General features: G+C 68.0%; 16 protein-coding genes. 9 read left to right on the top strand and 7 right to left on the bottom strand.

The genetic code is table 11. The annotated features are described in order from the left end of the window. The first annotated feature begins 142 nt into the window (after positions 1-142). Positions 143-925, top strand: coding sequence for a 2-oxo-tetronate isomerase (otnI, locus tag ABNQ38_RS00905; protein ID WP_377806209.1), 783 nt, complete (start codon positions 143-145; stop codon positions 923-925). A 13-nt stretch (positions 926-938) separates the two neighbouring features. On the opposite strand, the gene ABNQ38_RS00900 is transcribed toward otnI, so the two are convergent. Both ABNQ38_RS00900 and ABNQ38_RS00895 read right to left on the bottom strand, forming a co-directional pair. Continuing rightward, on the bottom strand, positions 939-1,379 hold the full coding sequence (locus ABNQ38_RS00900; RefSeq protein ID WP_377805221.1) for a GNAT family N-acetyltransferase: 441 nt from the start codon (positions 1,377-1,379) through the stop codon (positions 939-941). A gap of 150 nt (positions 1,380-1,529) precedes the next feature. Then, on the bottom strand, positions 1,530-2,549 hold the full coding sequence (locus ABNQ38_RS00895) for an NADP-dependent oxidoreductase (RefSeq protein ID WP_377805220.1): 1,020 nt from the start codon (positions 2,547-2,549) through the stop codon (positions 1,530-1,532). Between the two features lie 90 nt (positions 2,550-2,639). Here ABNQ38_RS00895 and ABNQ38_RS00890 point away from each other — a divergent pair, with 90 nt between their 5' ends. Further along, positions 2,640-3,590 (top strand): LysR substrate-binding domain-containing protein, encoded by a 951-nt coding sequence (locus ABNQ38_RS00890; RefSeq protein WP_377805219.1) that lies wholly within the window; start codon positions 2,640-2,642, stop codon positions 3,588-3,590. On the opposite strand, the gene ABNQ38_RS00885 is transcribed toward ABNQ38_RS00890, so the two are convergent. The 3 genes from ABNQ38_RS00885 to ABNQ38_RS00875 form a co-directional block, all read right to left on the bottom strand. Beyond that, positions 3,539-4,789, bottom strand: a complete 1,251-nt coding sequence (locus tag ABNQ38_RS00885) for a YbfB/YjiJ family MFS transporter (protein ID WP_377805218.1) — start codon at positions 4,787-4,789, stop codon at positions 3,539-3,541. The genes ABNQ38_RS00890 and ABNQ38_RS00885 overlap by 52 nt on opposite strands. An 85-nt stretch (positions 4,790-4,874) precedes the next feature. Then, positions 4,875-5,477, bottom strand: coding sequence for a TetR/AcrR family transcriptional regulator (locus tag ABNQ38_RS00880; protein WP_377805217.1), 603 nt, complete (start codon positions 5,475-5,477; stop codon positions 4,875-4,877). Positions 5,478-5,655: 178 nt separating this feature from the next. After that, on the bottom strand, positions 5,656-7,026 hold the full coding sequence (locus ABNQ38_RS00875; RefSeq protein ID WP_377805216.1) for an FAD-containing oxidoreductase: 1,371 nt from the start codon (positions 7,024-7,026) through the stop codon (positions 5,656-5,658). A 214-nt stretch (positions 7,027-7,240) separates the two neighbouring features. Here ABNQ38_RS00875 and ABNQ38_RS00870 point away from each other — a divergent pair, with 214 nt between their 5' ends. The 6 genes from ABNQ38_RS00870 to ABNQ38_RS00845 all read left to right on the top strand — a co-directional run bounded on the left by ABNQ38_RS00870 (position 7,241) and on the right by ABNQ38_RS00845 (position 16,122). Next, positions 7,241-8,926 (top strand): ATP-binding protein, encoded by a 1,686-nt coding sequence (locus ABNQ38_RS00870; RefSeq protein WP_377805215.1) that lies wholly within the window; start codon positions 7,241-7,243, stop codon positions 8,924-8,926. A gap of 5 nt (positions 8,927-8,931) precedes the next feature. After that, the gene (locus ABNQ38_RS00865) at positions 8,932-9,591 is read left to right on the top strand and encodes a response regulator transcription factor (protein WP_377805214.1); all 660 of its coding nucleotides are present in this window, start codon (positions 8,932-8,934) and stop codon (positions 9,589-9,591) included. Between the two features lie 157 nt (positions 9,592-9,748). Continuing rightward, entirely contained in the window at positions 9,749-10,123 is a 375-nt protein-coding gene (locus ABNQ38_RS00860; protein WP_377805213.1) for a response regulator transcription factor, read from the top strand. Between the two features lie 138 nt (positions 10,124-10,261). Further along, positions 10,262-12,895: an ATP-binding protein gene (locus ABNQ38_RS00855; protein ID WP_377805212.1), complete on the top strand. Its 2,634-nt coding sequence runs from the start codon at positions 10,262-10,264 to the stop codon at positions 12,893-12,895. A 92-nt stretch (positions 12,896-12,987) separates the two neighbouring features. After that, positions 12,988-14,481 carry an ATPase domain-containing protein gene (locus tag ABNQ38_RS00850; RefSeq protein ID WP_377805211.1) on the top strand — a complete coding sequence of 498 codons (1,494 nt, stop codon included), beginning with the start codon at positions 12,988-12,990 and terminating at the stop codon, positions 14,479-14,481. Positions 14,482-14,538: 57 nt separating this feature from the next. Then, a complete protein-coding gene (locus ABNQ38_RS00845; protein WP_377805210.1) occupies positions 14,539-16,122 on the top strand; it encodes a response regulator in 1,584 nt (527 codons plus the stop codon). Positions 16,123-16,129: 7 nt separating this feature from the next. Here ABNQ38_RS00845 and ABNQ38_RS00840 read toward each other — a convergent pair whose 3' ends face one another. After that, complete coding sequence (locus ABNQ38_RS00840) at positions 16,130-17,035, bottom strand: LysR substrate-binding domain-containing protein (RefSeq protein ID WP_377805209.1); 906 nt, start codon at positions 17,033-17,035, stop codon at positions 16,130-16,132. A 92-nt stretch (positions 17,036-17,127) separates the two neighbouring features. Here ABNQ38_RS00840 and ABNQ38_RS00835 point away from each other — a divergent pair, with 92 nt between their 5' ends. Beyond that, positions 17,128-18,018 (top strand): aldo/keto reductase family oxidoreductase, encoded by an 891-nt coding sequence (locus tag ABNQ38_RS00835; protein ID WP_377805208.1) that lies wholly within the window; start codon positions 17,128-17,130, stop codon positions 18,016-18,018. 52 nt (positions 18,019-18,070) lie between these two features. Here ABNQ38_RS00835 and ABNQ38_RS00830 read toward each other — a convergent pair whose 3' ends face one another. Beyond that, positions 18,071-19,267, bottom strand: a complete 1,197-nt coding sequence (locus ABNQ38_RS00830) for an MFS transporter (RefSeq protein ID WP_282187170.1) — start codon at positions 19,265-19,267, stop codon at positions 18,071-18,073. Positions 19,268-19,295 lie beyond the last annotated feature (28 nt).

Below are 19,295 nucleotides of genomic sequence, written 5' to 3'. Positions count from 1 at the left end.
TCGCCTTGGCAGGTCAGCATTGCGGCGCGCACGCGTAAGAAAACGGAGAGGCTGTCCGGCGGAAAGCCGGCGGTTGTCCGGAAGCTGGGGTATGATGCAGGATCCGTACACGACCAGCAGCCTGTGGGAGTTCACCACCGCCATGCCCGCCTTCGCCGCGAACCTGACGATGATGTTCACGGAGTGGCCGTTCTTGGACCGATTCGCCGCCGCCGCCGCCGCCGGGTTCCGGGCGGTCGAATATCTCTTTCCCTACGAGCATGCGGCGGACGCGGTGGCGCAGCGGCTGGAGCGCAACGGCCTGACCCAGGCGCTGTTCAACATGCCGCCCGGTGACTGGGCGGCCGGGGAGCGCGGGCTTGCCGCCCTGCCGGGCCGGTTCGACGAGTTCCGTGCTGCGGTCGCCAGGGCGTTGGACTATGCCGGGGCGACCGGCTGCCGGCGTCTCCACATGATGGCCGGGCTGGCCGATTCCGCCGATCCGGCGGCGCTCGACGCCTATCGGCGGGCCGTCCGCCATGCCGGAGAGGCGCTGGCGGAGCGCGGGATCGAACTGCTGCTGGAGCCGATCAACGGGCGCGACATGCCGGGTTATTTCCTGAACGATTTCGGCCTCGCCGAACGGCTGATCGCCGAGGCCGGGCTGCCCAACGTCCTGCTCCAGTTCGACTTCTACCACCGTCAGATCCTGCATGGCGACGTGACCATGGCGCTGCGCCGGTTGATGCCGCTGGTCGGGCATGTGCAGGTCGCCTCCGTCCCGTCGCGCAACGAACCGGATGGGGAGGAGTTGAACTGGCCCTTCCTGCTTGGCGAGTTGGACCGGCTCGGCTACGGCGGTTTCGTCGGCTGCGAATACCGGCCGCGCGCCGCCACGCTCGACGGGCTCGGCTGGTTCGCCCCGTATCGCGTAGCGGCCCGGTGACGGTCCCGCGGGGCTAGCCCAGCTTGTGCACGAAGTGGTGGCAGGCGATCTGGTAGCGCTTGCCCATATAGACGCGGTGGGCGCTGCTGCGCTCCGGACCGACGGCGGAGTCGAGATGCAACGCCTTGCAGTCCAGCCGTTCGGCCTCCGCTTTCACCCAGTCGAGGATGAGGGCGGCATAGCCGCGGCCGCGATAGTCCGGCAGCGTCGCCATGTCGACGATGTAGAGGGACTTCCCCAGCCACAGCGAATGTTGCAGGCGGAAGCCCACGACACAGGCCGCCGGGCCGCCCGCTTCGGGAATGATGCCGGCGAGGCGGTAGCCGTTCGGCCGCAACTCCGTGTCGATGATGCGGGTCATCTCCGCCGCATCGTATTTCGGCCACAGAACCTGCAGGGCCGGCACGGCCGCTTCGGTGTGTCCTTCGGAAATCTCAACAATCTCTGACTGCACGTCGGGTCCTCTCGGTGTCCGCATTCTCATGCCTGCTGCGGTCACAGAATGGTGTGTGTGTGAAGCATGTTGCAAGCCTGGGTTTGAGCTTAGAGATTGATTGGGTTGGCTATGCGCATCCGGCGGGCAATGCGCAGCGTGAACGCCCGGTCAGACCGCGGTGAGCACGATCTTGCCCTGAACATGGCCCTTCGCGGCACGCTCGTGCGCAAGACAGGCGTCCGCGAGGGGGAAGACGCTGTCGATGACGACGCGGAGGGTGCCGTTGTCGAGGAGCCCGGCGATCTCCGTCAGTTGTGCGCCGTTGGAGCGGACCTGCGTCGCCGAAACCGTGACGCCCCGCTCCGCCGCCTCGGCCGCGGCGTCGAGGCCCAACGGGAAAATCGGGAACAGGGCGCCGCCGCGCGTCAACGTCTTCAGGAACCGGGCGGAGGACGGACCGCCGACTGCATCGACGACGAGGTCGACCCCGCGCACCATCTCCTCGGCCTTGACCTTGGTGTAATCGATGACCTCGTCGGCGCCGAGGTCGCGCAGAAGCGCCTCATGCCGGGTGGAGGCGACGGCGATGACGCGTGCGCCCCGCCATTTCGCAAGCTGAAGCGCAAGATGCCCGACACCGCCGGCGGCCCCGTTCACCAGCACGGTCCTGCCGTCGAGCGGCACCGGCCGGTGCTGGTGCGGCTGGAGCGGGTTCGGTTCGTCGTGGCCCAGATCGATCAGGAACTGCCATGCGGTCAACAGCGACATCGGGGCCGCGGCAGCCTGCAGATGGTCGATGCCGGCCGGCTTGCGGCCGACATCCGTCGTCGGCGCGGTGACATATTCCGCATAGGCCCGGCTGTCCCCGGCGAGACCGGCGGGAAAACGGATCATCGCATAGACCTCGTCGCCAGGCGCCAGCGTGCGCACATCGTCGGCGACGGCCTCGACAACGCCGGAAACGTCCGTTCCGACGATGACGGGGAAGGAGACCTGCGGCTGCCATTCGGGCGGAAGCATTCGATAGCCGTCACGCAGATACCAGTCGGGAGGATTGATGCCGACCGCATGGACGCGGATCAGGACCTCGCCCGGCTTCGGCACCGGCTTCGGCGCGTCTTCGTAAACCAGAACCTCCGGACCGCCGAAGGCATGCAGCCGGACCGCCTTCATCGTCTCGCTCATCATGGTCTCCTTTCCAGGGTTTCAGGACCGGAAGACCATATGGCAGACGGTTTTGGGATTGATAATCGGTCTCGATATCGCTTCACTCATGCCATGAAGGAACAAATTGTCCTTGAGCGGCTGACCGGCCTGATCGCTTTCGCCCGTGCCGGGACGCTGGGCAGCTTCACCGCCGCCGCCCATTCGCTGTCGGTCTCGCCCTCGGCCGTCAGCAAGAGCGTGCAGCGGCTGGAGCAGCGGCTCGGGGTGTCCCTGTTCACCCGGACGACACGTTCGCTGACGCTGACGGCCGAGGGCAGGGACCTGCACGAGCGGGCGCTGAGGCTGCTGCGCGACGCGGAGGAGATCGAGCAGGCGGCGATGGCGGCCCGCTCGGAGCCTTCGGGCACGCTGCGGGTCGCGGCATCGCTGCCGATCGGCGTCCATGTCATCGCACCGGCGCTGCCGGCCTTCCGGCGGCTCCATCCCAAGCTGTCGGTCGATCTGCGCCTAAACGACCGGATGGTTGACCTCATCGAGGAGGGGATCGACGTTGCGGTGCGGATCGGCGAGCTTGCGGACTCACGGCTGCTGTCGCGCCGGCTGGCGCCGCACCGGCTCTGCTGCTTCGCCTCGCCCGCCTATCTGGCGGCCCGCGGCACGCCGGTGCACCCGGACGGGCTGGACGGGCACGACACCGTCAGCCTGCGTTTCCAGAGCACGGGGCAGACGCTGCGCTGGCCCTTCCGGATCGGCGAGCGTCTGGTCGAAGTCGTGCCGCCCTCCGGCATCGTCGTCGATGTCAGCGACGCACTGGTTGCCGCACTGGCCGCCGGCGGCGGCATCGGCATCGCCGCCACCTTCATCGCCGCCCCCTATGTGGCGCGCGGCGAGCTGGTCCCGGTGCTGTCGGACTTCGCCGTCGAGCGGCACAACATCACCGCGCTCTGGCCGGAGAGCCGCCGCACCAACCCGGCGGTGCGCGCCTTCCTGGCCCTGTTGCAGGAGGAGTTTCAGGAGCGGATGACGGCGGCGGCCCGCTTTTCGGCCCGGGTTCCGGAGTGACTGCGGCGGGCGTTGACGAGGATGTCGGCGCCCAGCGCGACCGTCAGGGCGACGGCGCCGCACAGGAAGACGGCGGCATAGCTTTGCCCGCTGTGGGTGAAGAGATAGGAGTATCCGTAGCCGGCCAGCGCCTGGAACAGGGCGAAGGCGGTGGTGGCCCGGCTCCAGGCCGCGCGCTGTTCGGTCTGGCTGTGCGGCAGCAGCTCGTGGATGCGGCCCAGCACCAGGGGGACCACGCCCGGCGTCAGGGCGCCGAGGACCAGTGTCGCGGCCCCAACCACCAGCGGATTGCCGCTGACCGCCAGGGCGGCAACGGATACAGCCTGGAGCAGCAGGGCGATGCGGTAGGCTGCGGCATAGCCGACCCGGTCGGCCAGTGATCCGGCGGCGACCGGCCCGGCCACCGATGCGACGCCATAGAGGACCCAATAGAAAGCGCCGGTGTCCGCGCCATGGCCCAGCCCGCGGGCGACGTAATCGACCAGCAGCAGCATCACCGGCACCAGCCCGAGGGCGTTCAGCGCATATTCGCCGTAGAGGGTGCGCAGGATGCCTCCCTCATGCTTCGGGGCATGCTCGACTGCCGGGGCAGCGATTCCCTGCGGCGGCGCCGAGGCCGGCCAGCCGAACCAGGACAGGGCGGTCAGCAGCAGCGACAGCCCGCCCAGCCCGAGCCACGTCTCGTGCAGACCGAGCCGCATCAGCGCCGGCACGGCGGTTCCCGACGCGGCGATGCCCAGGCCGATGCCGAGGAAGATCATGCCGCTGACGAAGCCGCGCCGCGAGGCGGGGATGTGGGGCAGGATGCTGGTTGCGACCAGGACCATGATGGCGCCCCCGGCGAGGCCGGAAACGAAGCGCCAGCCGAAGAACCAGGCCAGCGACAACGGATAGGCGCAGGCGATGAAGGCGAGGGACGTCGCCAGCATCAGCAGCCGCAGCAACGCCCGGTTCGGCAGCAGCCCAGCCAGCGGCCGGCCGAGCAGCGCGCCCGCCAGATAGCCGGCGAAATTCGCCGCCCCCAGCGTCACGGCATCGCCGGCGGAGAACCAGTGCGCCTCGATCAGCGACGGGACCAGCGGGGAGTAGGCGAAGCGTGCCAGACCGACGGCGACGAGGCTTCCCGCCATGCCGGCAAACGTCGCCTTCCAGGCGGAACTGTCGAGGCGATCCTTTGCACCAACGGAGGTCGTGCTCATGGGCGTGCGTCCCTGTTGACGGCGCCGCGGCTGCGGCCCGCCCGGTTGATCGGGAAATCTCGGGAATGAAGGTCGGAGGGTGGGATCAGATGTCTGGCATCGGCGGCAGGCCAAGGGTGGCGAGGGCGGCGCGGGCCGCCCCCTCCAGCAGGCTGCGTTCGGGGCGGACGCGGGCCAGCACCCGGATGCCCAGCAGGCAGGAGAAGAGCAGGCGGGCCGCGTCCTCGGCGTCGATGCCGGTGGGAATTTCGCCGCTCTGCCGTCCCTTGACGATGCAGCGGCGGAAGAAGTCCTCGATGGTCGCCAGTTCCGCGTTCAGATAATCACGCATCTCCGGATCGGCCGGCGTGACCTCCAGCGCCGAGTTGACCAGCAGGCAGCCGCGCCGGCAGCCGTCGCCGAGCGAGCGCTCGATGCTTTCCCGAAGGAAGCCGGCGATGGCCGCGGCCGGGGAGGCTGCCGCCTCGTGCCGGGCGATGCGGGCGCGCAGGGAACCGTCCAGGTAATGCTCCAGCGAGCGGCGGAACAGCGCCCGCTTGTCACCGAAGGCGTTGTGCATGCTGGCGAGAGTCATCTGCATGCTCTCCGCCAGTTCCCGGGTGGACGTCGCCTCGAAGCCTTGGGTCCAGAAGCGGTCCACCGCCGCGTCCAGAACCGCCGTCTCGTCGAACTTTCGCGGCCGAGCCATCGCTTCCGCCTCCCGAATCCATTTTAGATCGTGTGATCTAAAATCAGGGCGGGACGGTCCGGGGTCAAGGAGTTTCGGTGTTGCGCAAACGCTGCTCTGCCCTGCGCCCAGCCGTGCCGCCACCGTTTCCGGCACCTGCCACATGCCCGCTTCGAACAAAACCCGCTTTCGGCTCTTCCTATTCCAGCGGCTTCAGTTCGCCCAGCAGTGTCGGCAGCAGTTCGGCGACGGTGGGGTGGATGTGGACGGCGCGTTGCAGGGTGGGGTAGGGGGCCTTGGCGTACATCATGTCGAGCACGCCGTGGATCGCCTCGTCGCCGCCGGGGCCGACGATGGCGGCTCCCAGGATCTCCTGGCTGTCGGCATCGACGACGATCCGCATGAAGCCCTGGGCCTCGCCCTTTTCCACCGCACGGCCGACGCGGGTCATCGCCCGCTGGCCGACCAGCGCCCGCCGGCCGGAGCGGCGGACCGCCTCGTCGGTCATGCCGACGCGCGCCAGCGGCGGATCGGTGTAGAGCGCATAGGCCTGGATGCGGTCGTCCACGCTGCGCGGGTCGCCGTCCAGCAGGTTGGCCGCGACGATTTCGAAATCATTGTAGGCGGTGTGGGTGAAGGCGCCCCGCCCGTTGCAGTCGCCCATCGCCCAGATGCCCGGCACATTGGTGCGCAGCGTGTTGTCCACCGTGATAAAGCCGCGGGAATCCGTCACCACGCCCGCACGGTCGAGGCAGAGATCGTCGGTGTTGGGCGTGCGGCCGACGGCCAGCAGCACATGGCTTCCCACCACCGATGGGGGGCCGGACGTGCAGTTCACCCCTACCTCCACCCCGTCGGCATGGCGGGCGAAGCGGATGCAGTTGGCCGACAGCCGGACGGTCACCCCTTCCTTCTCCAGCAACTCCCTGATCGCGTCGGACACGTCGGGGTCCTCGCGGCCGATCAGCCGTTCCCCCTTCTCCACCACCGTCACCTCGGCACCGAAGCGGCGGTACATCTGGGCGAATTCGAGGCCGATGTAGCTGCCGCCGACCACCACCAGATGACGGGGAACATGGTCGAGGTCCAGGATCGTGCCGCTGGTCAGCAGGTTGACATCGCGCACCCCCGGCATGTCCGGGATCGCGGCACGGGCGCCGACATTGAGGAAGATGCGCTCCGCCGTCAGCAACTCGTCGCCGACGTTCACGCTGCCCGGCGATTCGAAGCGGGCATGGCCCTGCAACACCCGGCAGTTGGGCATGCCGCGCAGCCAGCGTTCGACATTCTGGCGCGAACGGCCGGAAACCTCGTCCTTGCGTGCCTTGACCCGGGCCATGTCGATGCGCACCGGCCCGTCGAGCACCACGCCATACTCGGCGGCGCGCCGGGCCATTTGGGCGACGCGGGCACTGGCTATCAGCGTCTTGGTCGGGGTGCAGCCGGTGTTGACGCAGGTGCCGCCGAACAGCTTGCGCTCGACCACCGCTACGCTCATGCCGGCGGCGGTGAGGCGTTGGGCGAGCGGCGGCCCGGCTTGGCCGGCTCCGATGATGATGGCGTCGACCATGGCAGACTCCTGCGGCCGGTTGCGTTCTTCGGGGAAATGGCGTGGGGCAGGATGGTAGCGCCGGTGCCGGGCGTCTTCCAAGCAAACCAAGGTATGGCTGGCGGCAAGCCGTGCCGATCGTTCACATGATCGTCAGATCGTTCAAGAACCGGACGGCGCCCGCTGGCAAGCTGCCGGAACCGGAACGGTACGGCGCGGGGTTGGAGACGGGCGTATGGGCGGCGCGGAAGGGGGTGCGAAGGGCGTTGCGGCATGGGGCGGTTCGCCGGCCAGCGGGCAGCCGATGGAGCGCCGTCTCGGCCTTCTGTCGATTCCGCTCGCCCTGGCGGTGTTCTTCGTCGACACCTTCACCGACATCGAAAGCGCCATCGCCGTCCTCTATGTGCTGGTGCTGCTGCTGGCCGCCACCGCTCTGTCGCGGCGGGGCATCCTGCGGGTGGCCGCCGGCTGTTCGCTGCTGGCGGTGCTGTCCTTCTTCCTGTCGCACTGGCAGGACATGGACCTGTCTTCGGTCCTGCGCTGCGGCGTGTCGCTGGCGGCCATTCTGATCACCGGCGCGCTGCTAGTGCGGGACCATGAGTCGCGCGCGTTGCTTCTGCGGGCCAACGGTGCGCTGGCGCGCAGCGAAAAACGCCACCGCGGCATGTTCGAGCAGGCGCGGATTTCCCTGTGGGAGCAGGACTTCACCGCGGTGACGGCGGCGCTCGACGCCCTGCGGGCGCGCGGGGTGACCGACCTTGCCGCCCATGCGCAGGCCGATCCCGGCTGGGCGCGCGGGATGGGCGCGCTGATCCGCACCACCAACGTCAACGACGCCACGGTGGAGTTGCTGGGTGCGGCCAGCCGGCCGGCGGTGCTGGGGCCGCTCGACCGCTATCTGCCGGCCGAGGATCCGGCGATGCTTCAGGTCCTGCTGGCGCTCTGGGAGAAGCGCGACCGCTTCGAAGGGCGGGCGGAGCTGATCGCGGCGGACGGGCGCACCCTGACGGTGCTGCTGGGCATCAGCTTTCCCGACGATTGCGTCGGCTTCGATCAGGTGGTGGTCGGCGTCGTCGACATCACCCAGCGCGAACGCACCCAGGAGGCGCTGCTGGCGGCCCAGGCAGAGCTTGCGCGCGCCGCACGCGCCGCCACGCTGGGCGCGCTGTCCGCCTCCATCGCCCACGAGCTGAACCAGCCGCTGGGCGCCATCGTGCTGAATGCGCAGGCCTGCCTGCGCTGGCTGCGCCGCGACCAGCCCGACATCGAAACGGCCGCGAAGGCGGCCGACCGCATCGTCCGCGACGGGCGTCGCGCCGCCGACATCGTGCAGCGGACACGCGGCATGCTGGTCAAGGACACCCGCTGCGACGACACCATCGACCTGCCTCAGCTGGTGACCGAGGTGGCGCTGCTGCTGGAGCGCGAACTGTTGGGCGCCGGGGCCGTTCTGGTCACCGACTTCGCTCCCGTCCCGCCGGTGCGGGGCAGCCGGGTCGGCTTGCAGCAGGTGCTGGTCAACCTCGTGACCAACGGTCTGCACGCCATGGCGGAGGCGAACAGCCCCCGGCGCGAACTGACCGTCGCCATCGGCAGCCTGGAAGGCGGGGCACAGGTCAGGGTTGCCGTGCGCGACCGCGGCAGGGGCATCGACGAGGCCAGCCATGCCCGCCTGTTCGACCCCTTCTTCACCACCCGGCCAGACGGGATGGGGATGGGCCTCGCCATCTGCCGGTCCACCATCGAGTCCTGCGGCGGTACGCTGACCGCCCACAACCATGCGGACGGCGGGGCGGTGTTCGAGTTCACCATACCCGCGGCGTCCCCGCCATCCATCGAATCACTGGCCGAAAAATTACCGACCGAAAAATCATTGGCCGAACCGCCAGCCGTCCCGCTGGCCGCGGCACGAGAGGACTGACCGCCATGGCCCAGAAAGCCGCCCCGTCGCCCGAGCCTGCCGCCGCTCTTGCCAAGGACGATCCGCTGGTTCTGATCGTCGATGACGATGCCGGCATGCGGGAGGCGGTGGTCGACCTTCTGCAATCGGTCGGCATCGAAGGCCGTGCCTTCGGCAGCACGGCGGAGCTGCTGGCGGCGGCGGTTCCCGACCGGCTGGGCTGCCTGATCCTCGACGTGCGGCTTCCCGGCCTGGGCGGGCTGGAGTTCCAGACGAGGCTGGACAGCCTGGGCATCGCGCTACCCATCGTCTTTATGACCGGCTTCGCCGACGTGCCGATGTCGGTCCGGGCGATGAAGGCCGGGGCGACCGATTTCCTCATCAAACCCTTTCGCGACCAGGACATGCTGGATGCGGTCGATGCCGCGATTGCCCGCGACCGGTCGCGACGGAGCCAGCGGGCCGCCACGATGACGGTGGAATCGCTGGCGGCGACGCTGACCCCGCGCGAGCGCGAGGTGATGGCGGAGGTGGTTAAGGGCCGGCTCAACAAGCAGATCGCCGGCGACCTCGGCATCAGCGAGGTGACGGTCAAGCTCCACCGCGGCAAGGTGATGCGGAAGATGCAGGTGCGCTCCGTCGCCGACCTCGTCCGCAAGGTGGAGGTGCTCGACCACGGGGAGTGACGGCTACGGTTCCAGCGCGCCGGTCCAGCGTCCGGCCCCGCCGTCCGCCTCTAGACCTAGGTGTGGTATCTGCCGCCTGCCCCATCCGGATAGGATGCGTGTAACGCCAGTGACTGGCGCTCTCATTCAGTCCCCGATCCGGTCAAGGCATCACGACGTGTCCAACGCACCCCTGATAGCGGTGGTCGATGACGACGAGGCGATCCGCGAGGCGCTGGACGACCTGCTGCGGTCGGTCGGCTTCCGCTGCCGGCCCTTCGTCTCCGCCGAGGATTTCCTGGCGTTGGCCGACCGGACCGGGATCGCCTGCATCATCCTGGACGTGCGCATGCCCGGCCTGTCGGGGCTGGAGTTGCAGGAGCGGCTGAATGCCGAGGGCGGCCGGCATCCGCCGATCCTGTTCATGACCTCCTATGCCGACGAGACCACACGGCTGCGCGCGCTGGGCGGCGGTGCCCGCGACGTGCTCGGCAAGCCGGTCGACGCCCATGTCCTGATCGCCTCCCTGAACCGTGCCATCGCCGCAGGGTAACGCCAGAGAGCGGCAGCAATCGGCCTCCCGAACGGTTATGTATGCAGCAGGGCCGGTCGGGAGACGGGGCATGACTGTTGCAACCGACAGAGAAATCGCCGGGATCGGAGCGGGAATGGGGATCGGGATGGGAGCGCCATGAGCTTCCTGATCCGCCTGTTGCTGCTCGTGACGCTGGCCCTGGTGCCGATCTGCGCGCTGGAGGTGTGGAACCAGATCGATCTGCGCCGCCAGCGCTCCGATGAGATCCACGAGCATGCGCAGCAGCTTCTCAGCTTGCTGGGCGGCGAGCAGCAGCGGCTGGTCGAAGGCGTGCGGCAGATGCTGGAGCTGCTGGCGGAAACAACGTCGGCGCAGACCCTCGACGCGGCGGGATGCCAGACGCTGCTGACGCGCACCGCCACTCGGATCCCGGATTACCTGACGATCAACCTGACCGGCGAAAACGGGGTCATTCTCTGTTCCACCGATCAGCTTCTGCGCGGGCGGGCCATTGCCGACCGGATGCATGTGCGCTCCGCATTGGAAAGCGGCGGTTTCACCGTCGGCGAGTTCATCCGGCAGCGGCACAGCGGCAAGCCAGCGATGCCGTTCGCCCTGCCGATCCGCCGCACCGGTGAAGACGGCCGCACCATCGGCGTGGTCACGGCGCTGATCGATCTCGGCTGGCTCGAACGCTACCTCTCGGAACACCCGCTTCCCGACAATGCCGCGCTGATGATCGCCGACGGCAACGGCATCGTGCTGGCCCACGCCCCTGCGAGGCCGGGGGCTGTCGGCACCGCTCTGCCGCCGCGATTCCGTCCTCTGCTCGATGCCGATGCGGTCGGGACCGCCCAGTTGATGGGGATCGACGGGGTGGATCGGGTGTTTGCCTATGTTCCGCTGTCCGCCGGAGTCCGGCACATCTTTGTCGCGGTCGGCATCGACCATGACGCGGCGATGAGAGGCATCGACGAGGCGCTGACGCGGTCGCTGGTGTGGATCGCCGCCACGCTGCTGCTGGGCCTGCTGGCGGCGTTCCTGATCGCCAGGAGGCACCTGTATCAACCGGTTGCGGCGCTGATTTCGGCGACCGAGCGCTGGCGTGCCGGCGACCGTTCCGTCCGCGTGGGGGCAGTGGACGGGCCGGAGATGAGCCGGCTGGGGCTGGCGTTCGACGGGCTGGTCGAGGATCTCGACCGGCAGATGCAGGCCAAGGAGGAGGCATCCGCCGCGTTGCGGGCCAGCGAGGAGCGGTCGCGCGCGCTGGTGGAGAACGCCCCGCACATGATGTGGGTGAACCGCCCCGACGGCAGCTTGGAATACGTCAATGCCGCGTTCCGGGCCTACACCGGCCGCATGACGAATGAAGAGAACCGGATGGGAGATCTGCACCCGGAGGACGTCGAGCGCATCCAGGCGGTCCGGAGAGCGGCCATCCCCGCCGGTGCGGCGCATGCCTATGAGCTGCGCCTGCGCCGGGCCGACGGAGCCTACAGATGGCATCTCAGCCGGACCCACCCGATCCACCATGGCGGGCGGATCGTCGCGTGGTTCGGCGGGGCCGTCGACATCCACGACATCCATCGCGCGCGGGATGCAGCGGAGGAGGCCGGACGGTCCAAGAGCCGTTTCCTCGCCGCCGCCAGCCACGATCTGCGCCAGCCGATGCAGTCGATCCTGCTGTTCGCCGAGGTGCTCCGCCCGCATCTGGGCGACGGGCCCGGTCTCCATGCGCTCGGGCGGCTCCAGCACGGGCTTGAGATTCTCAAGGGGCTGCTGGACGGTCTGCTCGACATCTCCCGCCTCGACGCCGGCATCGTGGCGCCGCAGTTCGAGGAGTTCCACGTGTCGGACCTGTTGAGGAGCATGGACGACGCCTATGCCCCGGTCGCGCATGAAAAGGGCCTGGACTGGCGGGTTCAGCCCTGCCATGCCGCCATCCGCAGCGACCGGGTCCTGCTCGGCCGCATGGTGCGCAATCTGGTGGAGAATGCCATCCGCTATACCGACAGCGGCGGGATTTCTGTCGAATGCAGCATGGAGGCCAACCACCTTATGATCGGTGTCCGCGACACCGGCCGCGGCATCCCGGCCGACCAGATCGACCGCGTGTTCGAGGAACTCTATCAGGTCGACAACCCCGAGCGCGACCGCAACCAGGGCCTCGGCCTTGGGCTCGCCATCGTCCGCCGCCTCTCCGACCTGCTGGACCATCCCGTCACCGTACGCTCGGACCCGGGCCAGGGCTCGCTGTTCCGCATCGCGGTGCCGCTGGCGGCGGAGGCTTGCGCCTTCACCCCGTCATCCGGGGAGACCGCCCCTGTGGAAATGACTCCGGCACCGCCGGAGCGGAAGGAACAGAGACTGGCGGTGGTGGTGGACGACGATCCCATCGTGCTGGCCGGGATGGAAAGCCTGCTGCGCGCCTGGAAATTCGACGTGATCACTGCGGATTCGACCGACCTTGCGGTGGAGCGTCTGACGCTGGACGGCCGCCGGCCGGACATCCTCGTCGTCGACTACCGGCTGCGGGACAAGCGCATCGGAACGGAGGCGATCCTCCGCATCTGGGACATGCACGATGCGGACATTCCCGGCCTGATCGTCACCGGGGAGATCGGCACGGAGCCGCAGAACGATGCGCTCACCCATGGCTTCGACCTGCTGCACAAGCCGGTCACCCCCCGCAGCCTCGCCGCGGCGCTCGGCCGCCGTCTGGCGATGGCGGAAGGGGGCGCCCGCATCCCGGTTGCCGGCACTGCCGAGCCACCTGCGGCGACTCTTTGATCCACACCAATTTTTAAGCCACGCCCAAGCTCCGACGGAACATTTCCGCTGCGCCGTGTTTGTCTGATGACATGGACCTTAAGGAGCAATTGGTGCCCACGCCGATCCCGATTGAGAAAGTACAGACCGGAATTCCCGAATTCGATCTGATTTTGCGCGGCGGTCTGCCGCGCGGTCGAATACATCTTCTGGAGGGCGCACCCGGTACGGGCAAGACCACCATCGCTTTGCAGCTCTTAATCCAGACGCGCGGCGACGGCAGGAAAGGCCTGTACATCACCCTGTCGGAAAGTGCCAAGGAGCTGGAATCGGCCGCCGCCAGCCATGGCTGGTCGCTCGACGGCATTGCGGTCTTCGACATCGTACCCATCGAAGCGCAGCTGGATCGCCAGCAGAGTGTGCTCTACCCGTCGGAGGTGGAGCTTGGCGAGACCGTGCGTCTGATCATCGAGCGGATCGAGCGTGAAAATCCGGAAGTGCTGGTGATCGACACGGTGTCGGAACTGCGATTGCTTGCCCAGGACCAGCTCGGCTACCGCCGTCAGATCCTGGCCTTGAAGCAGTTTCTGCAAGGGCGCCACTGCACCACCCTGATCCTCGACGATCTGACCCATCAGGACGGCGCAAGCGATCTGCATAGCATGGCCCACAGCGTGATCGTGCTGGAGCAGATCGAACGCACCTATGGCGCGGCGCGGCGGCGGCTGCGCATCGCCAAGATGCGAGGTGCGGAATACCAGAGCGGCTGGCATGATTTTGCGATCACGAAGACCGATGTGCTGGTCTTTCCCAGCCTGATCGCCGAAGAGCACAGCAGCGATTTCGAGCAGACCGCCATGGAAAGCGGCCTGCCCGCCCTGGACGAGCTGATGGGTGGCGGACTGACGCTCGGCACCACAACCATGCTGGTGGGACCCTCAGGCGTCGGCAAATCGTCCATTGCGCTGCAATACGTCACCGCCGCGGTCAAGCGCGGCGAGCATGCCGCCTATTTCTCATTCGATGAAAACTTCAAAACCCTGGGGCTGCGCAGCATTGCGCTGGGAATAGACATCGAGGACGCGGTGGAGCAGGACCTTGTCGGCTGGCAGCGCGCCAACCCGTCCCGCCTGTCGCCCGGCCAATTCGTCTGGCAGGTCCGCCGCGAGGTCGAGGACCGCAATGCCCGCATCGTGGTGATCGACAGCCTGAACTCCTACCTCAGCACCATGCCCGAGGAGAAGGCGCTGACGCTCCAGATGCACGAGCTGCTGACCTACCTGAGCAACAAGGGCGTGGTGACCATCCTGGTCCTGGCGCAGCAGGGCATCATCGGCGATGTGCAGAATCCGGTCGATCTGTCCTTCATGAGCGACACCGTGGTCCTTCTGCGCTTCTTCGAAGCCGAGGGCGAGGTGCGCAAGGCCATATCGGTGGTCAAGAAGCGTACCGGTGTCCATGAACTGTCGATCCGCGAGTTCCGGCTGTTCCCGCACGGGATGCAGGTCGGGCCGCAGCTGATGGATTTCCGCGGCGTGCTGACCGGGGTGCCGGAATATCAAGGCTCGGCCGAGCCTCTGCTCAACAGTCAGGGCGAAGCCGGGTGAACGATGCCGATGCACGGGTCCATCCTTGTCCTGGCTCCTGAAGGCCGGGATGCCCAGGTGATCGGTTCCGTCCTGGCGGAAATCGGTCTGGCGATGCAGCCCTGTGCCGATTTGCCGGAGCTTTGCCGCAGCCTTGGCGACGATGTCGGGGCGCTGATGCTCTCCGAAGGGGGGCTGACCGACATCGGACCGCTGACCGCGTGGTTGGAGGCGCAGCCGCGCTGGTCGGACCTGCCCATCGTGATCCTGACGTCAAGGCGAAGCCGGCAGGCCGGGCGGGGCAGGCAGGCGTTCTTCCAGTCGCTCGGCAATGTCACGCTGCTTGACCGGCCGCTGCACCGCGAGGCGTTGCAGAGTGCCGCCCAGGCGGCGGTGCGTAGCAGGAAGCGCCAGTACCGGACCCGCAGCCATCTTCAGGAGATCACCCAGGCATCGAGCCGGTTGGAGGAGCGTGTCGCTGAGCGGACACAGGCACTGCAGGCCGAAATGGCCGACCGCCGGCGGGCTGAGGAGCAACTGCATCAGGCGCAGAAGATGGAGGCGCTGGGGCAGCTGACCGGCGGCGTGGCGCATGACTTCAACAATCTGCTCCAGGGCATCGTCAGCTGCCTTGCCGTGCTGGCTCCCACGGTGCCCGACGGCACCCCGCGCGAGCTGTTCGAGGCGGCCAACCGCTCCATCGAGCGTGGCGCGCGGCTGACCCAGTCGCTGCTGTCCTTCGCACGGCGCCAGACGCTGATGCCGGAGCCGACCGACCTCGGCGACCTGCTCACCGGGATGAGTTCCCTTCTGGAACGCTCCCTTGGCGGCCAGATCAGCGTCACGATCGAGGTGCCGCCCGGACTTCCGGCGGCGCTGATCGACCGGGCGCAGCTCGAATCCGCCATCCTGAATCTTGCGATCAATGCCCGCGACGCCATGCCGGGCGGCGGGCGGCTGTCCCTGACCGCCGCCGTTGCCGAAATCGCCGACGGAGAAACGGGCAGCTCCGTGGCCGGGCCGGCAGAGTTGCGGCCCGGGGCCTATGTTGCGATCCGGGTGGCGGATACCGGCACCGGCATCGATCCGTCGGTGTTGCCGCATGTCTTCGAGCCATTCTTCACCACCAAGCCGCTTGACAAGGGATCGGGGCTGGGACTGTCGATGGTCCAGGGCATGGCGACCCAGTCCGGCGGCAGTGTCCAAATCGACAGCAGCCTTGGCGGCGGAACCGCGATCACTCTCTACCTGCCGAGCGTGGCGGCCGTCACCGGCCGGCCGGCACGGATGGCTGCCGACGTCGAGCGCGGCAAAGGCCGCACCGTCCTGCTGGTGGAGGACGACGCCATCGTGCGGATGGGGACGATGGCGCTGCTGGAAAGCCAGGGCCATCACGTCATTGAGGCGGAGAGCGGGGAAACTGCCCTGGCTCTGCTGCAAGACGGTGCGGAGATCGATGCCCTGGTCACCGACTTTGCCATGCCCGGCATGAACGGGGCCGAGGTGGTGCGCACTGTGCGAACCATGCGCCCCGGATTGCCGGCGCTGATCGTCACCGGCTATGCCGACACGCCTGATCTGGGCGAGGCCGTGCGCCTGCTGCGCAAGCCCTTCTCGCCGAACCAGATCGCCGAGCAGCTGGCGGCCATGCTGGCAGAGTGACGGTTTGTCAGGTTGCGGGCATGGTTCTGATGAAATCCAGGAAAGCCCGAAGCGGGGCCGGCACCAGACGCCGGCCGGGGTAATAGAGGAACGGGCCGGAAAAGGATGGCCACCAGGATTCGAGAACGGGTTCAAGCGCGCCGCTGTCCAGATGCGGGCGTAGCCACTGCTCGAACAGCTGAAAGACCCCGACGCCCGCAACCGCCGCATCGATGGCGAGGTCCATGATGCCGCCCGGTCCGACCACCAGCGGTCCGGTCGGGTCGAGGCGGATCGCTTCGCCGTCGCGTTCGAATTCCCAGAGCGGCATCGCACCGCTGGCGAAACGTCCGCGCACACAGCTGTGGGCCATCAGGTCGCGGGGATGCTCCGGCCGGCCGCGTGCATCGAGGTAGGCGGGGGAGGCCGCAGTCGCGAAGCGCTGGCAGCGGGGACCGATGGGAACGGCGATCATGTCCTGTTCCAACCGGTCGTCGTAGCGGATGCCGGCGTCGCATCCGGCGGCGAGGACATCGACGAAGCTGTCCTCGCCCATCACCTCCACCCGGATCTCGGGATAGGCGGCGTGGAAGGCCGGCAGGATCGTGGGCAGGACCAGCCGTGCCACGCTGACCGGTACATTCAGTTTGAGGGTGCCCGCCACCCGGTCGCGGAAGCCGTTCACCACATCGAGGGCGGCATCGACCTCGCGCAGGGCGGGCTCCAGCCGGGCCAGCAGGCGTTCGCCGGCTTCCGTCGGGACCACGCTGCGGGTGGTCCGGTTGAACAGCCTGACGCCGAGCTGTCCTTCCAGCCGCCGCACGGCTTCGCTGAGGGACGAGGCGCTGACGTTGCCGGCCTTCGCCGCTTCGCGGAAACCACGGGCGCGGGCCACCGCGACGAAGGCGTTCAGGTCCCCCAGATCATGCTGCATTGTTCGGAATTCCGCACGGGCTGTCCTGATTGTGCAGACTAATCGGACAGGCGGACGGTGGCTAGATTGGTGAAGCCATCAAGGAGATCATCGTGTCAAACCCCACCCAGACCAAAATCGACAAATCCGGCAGCTTTACCCTCGGCGGCAAGGCCGTCCGCCGACTCGGCTATGGCGCCATGCAACTGGCCGGTCCCGGTGTCTTCGGTCCGCCGAAGGACCGCGACGCGGCCATCGCCGTGCTGCGCCATGCCGTCGAGGCCGGCGTCAATCACATCGACACCAGCGACTTCTACGGTCCGCATGTCACCAACCAACTGATCCGCGAGGCGCTGGCGCCCTATCCGGACGATCTGCTGATCGTGACCAAGGTCGGCGCCCGGCGCGGAGCGGACGCCTCCTGGCTTCAGGCGTCTTCACCGGAAGAGTTGCGGCAAGCGGTGCATGACAATCTGCGCAATCTCGGCCTTGATGTGCTCGACGTCGTCAATATGCGGCTGTGGGGCGACCATGGTCATGCTCCGGCGGAAGGGCCGGTCGAGCGGGAACTGAGTGTGCTTGCCGAACTCCAGCAGCAGGGGCTTATCCGCCATATCGGGCTCAGCAACGCCACGGCGCGGCAGGTCGAGGAAGGCCGCCGCGTCTGCGAGATCGTCTGCGTGCAGAACCACTACAATCTGGTGCATCGTGCGGACGATGCGCTGATCGACGATCTCGCCGCCGAGGGGATCGCCTATGTGCCCTTCTTCCCGCTCGGCGGCTTCTCGCCGATCCAGTCCGGCCTGCTGTCCGATGTCGCCAATTGGCTCGGGGCGACGCCGATGCAGGTGGCGCTCGCCTGGCTGCTGAACCGGGCGCCCAACATCCTGCTGATTCCTGGAACCTCGTCGGTCAAGCATCTGCAGGAGAATCTGGCGGCGGCGGATCTGGTTCTGCCCGCCGATGCCCTGGAGGCACTGGACAAGCTGGGCAAAGACGCCTGAGGGGCGCGATGGACAAAGGGGAGCCTGCGCACTCCCCTCGTCCCGGTGCCGTTTACCGGCGTTCCACATTCGGCAGGAAGATTGTCAGCAGGCCCAGGAGCGGCAGGAAGGAGCAGGCGGTGTAGACGAAGCCGATGCCCTTCCAGTCCGCCACGACGCCCAGACCGGCCGCGCCGATGCCGGCGACACCGAAGGCCAGCCCGAAGAACAGGCCCGACACCATGCCGACCCGGCCGGGCAGCAGTTCCTGCGCATAGACCACGATGGCCGGGAAGGCCGAAGCCAGGGCCAGCCCGATCACCGCGCTGAGAACCACCGTCGTCGTCAGGCCGACATAGGGCAGGGCCAGGGTGAAGGGCAGGATGCCGAGGATCGAGACCCAGATCACCGTCTTGCGGCCGATGCGGTCGCCCACCGGGCCGCCGATCACCGTACCGGCTGCGACGGCAGCCAGGAAGACGAACAGGCAGAGCTGCGCGTCGCCGGTGGACAGGCCGAAGCGGTCGATCAGGTAGAAGATGTAGTAGCTGGTGATGCTGGCGAGATAGACGTATTTCGACACGATCAGCGCGATCAGGATGGCGACGGCCCGGCCGACCTGACCCGCCGGCAGATCGGCATGGCGCGCCGCCGCCGGGCCGCCGGCCTTGCGCGGCTTGGCGTTCCGGCGCTGCCAGCTTCCCAGCCGCACCATCACCACCATGCCGGCCAGCGCGGCGAAGGCGAACCAGCTGAGGCTGCCCTGCCCGCGGGGCAGGATGATGAAGGCCGCCAGCAACGGGCCGAGCGCGGAGCCGAGATTGCCGCCGACCTGGAACAGCGACTGGGCCAACCCATGGGCGCCGCCGGATGCCTGGCGGGCGATGCGTGACGCTTCCGGATGGAAGATGGACGAGCCGAAGCCCAGCAGCATCCCGCCAGCCAGCAGGGCCGGAAAGCCGGGCGCCCAGGCCAGGGTGAGAAGGCCGAGCAGGGTGGAGCCCATGCCGAAGACCAGCGAGTAGGGCATCGGCTTGCGGTCGGTGAAAAGTCCGACCAGCGGCTGAAGAAGCGATGCGGTCAGCTGATAGACGAAGGTCAGCAGACCGAGCTGGGCGAAGCTGAGGCCGAACTCGTCCTTCAGGATCGGATAGACCGCCGGCAGCAGCGACTGGATCATGTCGTTGAGCAGGTGGCAGGCGCTGATCGCGGCCAGGATGGAAAAGGCCGTCGAGCCGGCGTTGGGCCGGCTCATGGTGGTGTCGGTCACGGGGGCATGCCCTCTTCTCTCCGCCTCA

Source organism: Azospirillum sp. A29 (assembly GCF_042604625.1).
Taxonomy (GTDB): Bacteria; Pseudomonadota; Alphaproteobacteria; order Azospirillales; family Azospirillaceae; genus Azospirillum; species Azospirillum palustre.
The sequence above is the reverse complement of the archived record's forward strand: the minus strand, read 5'-3'. Positions and strand labels throughout refer to the sequence as shown.

What these genes read in the sequence shown, in the direction of transcription:
- ABNQ38_RS00840 (WP_377805209.1), bottom strand. Translation starts at nt 17,035, where the DNA reads ATGCAGCATGATCTGGGGGACCTGAACGCCTTCGTCGCGGTGGCCCGC.
- ABNQ38_RS00855 (WP_377805212.1), top strand. Translation starts at nt 10,262, where the DNA reads ATGAGCTTCCTGATCCGCCTGTTGCTGCTCGTGACGCTGGCCCTGGTG.
- otnI (WP_377806209.1), top strand. Translation starts at nt 143, where the DNA reads ATGCCCGCCTTCGCCGCGAACCTGACGATGATGTTCACGGAGTGGCCG.
- ABNQ38_RS00870 (WP_377805215.1), top strand. Translation starts at nt 7,241, where the DNA reads ATGGGCGGCGCGGAAGGGGGTGCGAAGGGCGTTGCGGCATGGGGCGGT.
- ABNQ38_RS00895 (WP_377805220.1), bottom strand. Translation starts at nt 2,549, where the DNA reads ATGATGAGCGAGACGATGAAGGCGGTCCGGCTGCATGCCTTCGGCGGT.
- ABNQ38_RS00880 (WP_377805217.1), bottom strand. Translation starts at nt 5,477, where the DNA reads ATGGCTCGGCCGCGAAAGTTCGACGAGACGGCGGTTCTGGACGCGGCG.
- ABNQ38_RS00865 (WP_377805214.1), top strand. Translation starts at nt 8,932, where the DNA reads ATGGCCCAGAAAGCCGCCCCGTCGCCCGAGCCTGCCGCCGCTCTTGCC.
- ABNQ38_RS00890 (WP_377805219.1), top strand. Translation starts at nt 2,640, where the DNA reads ATGAAGGAACAAATTGTCCTTGAGCGGCTGACCGGCCTGATCGCTTTC.
- ABNQ38_RS00885 (WP_377805218.1), bottom strand. Translation starts at nt 4,789, where the DNA reads ATGAGCACGACCTCCGTTGGTGCAAAGGATCGCCTCGACAGTTCCGCC.
- ABNQ38_RS00875 (WP_377805216.1), bottom strand. Translation starts at nt 7,026, where the DNA reads ATGGTCGACGCCATCATCATCGGAGCCGGCCAAGCCGGGCCGCCGCTC.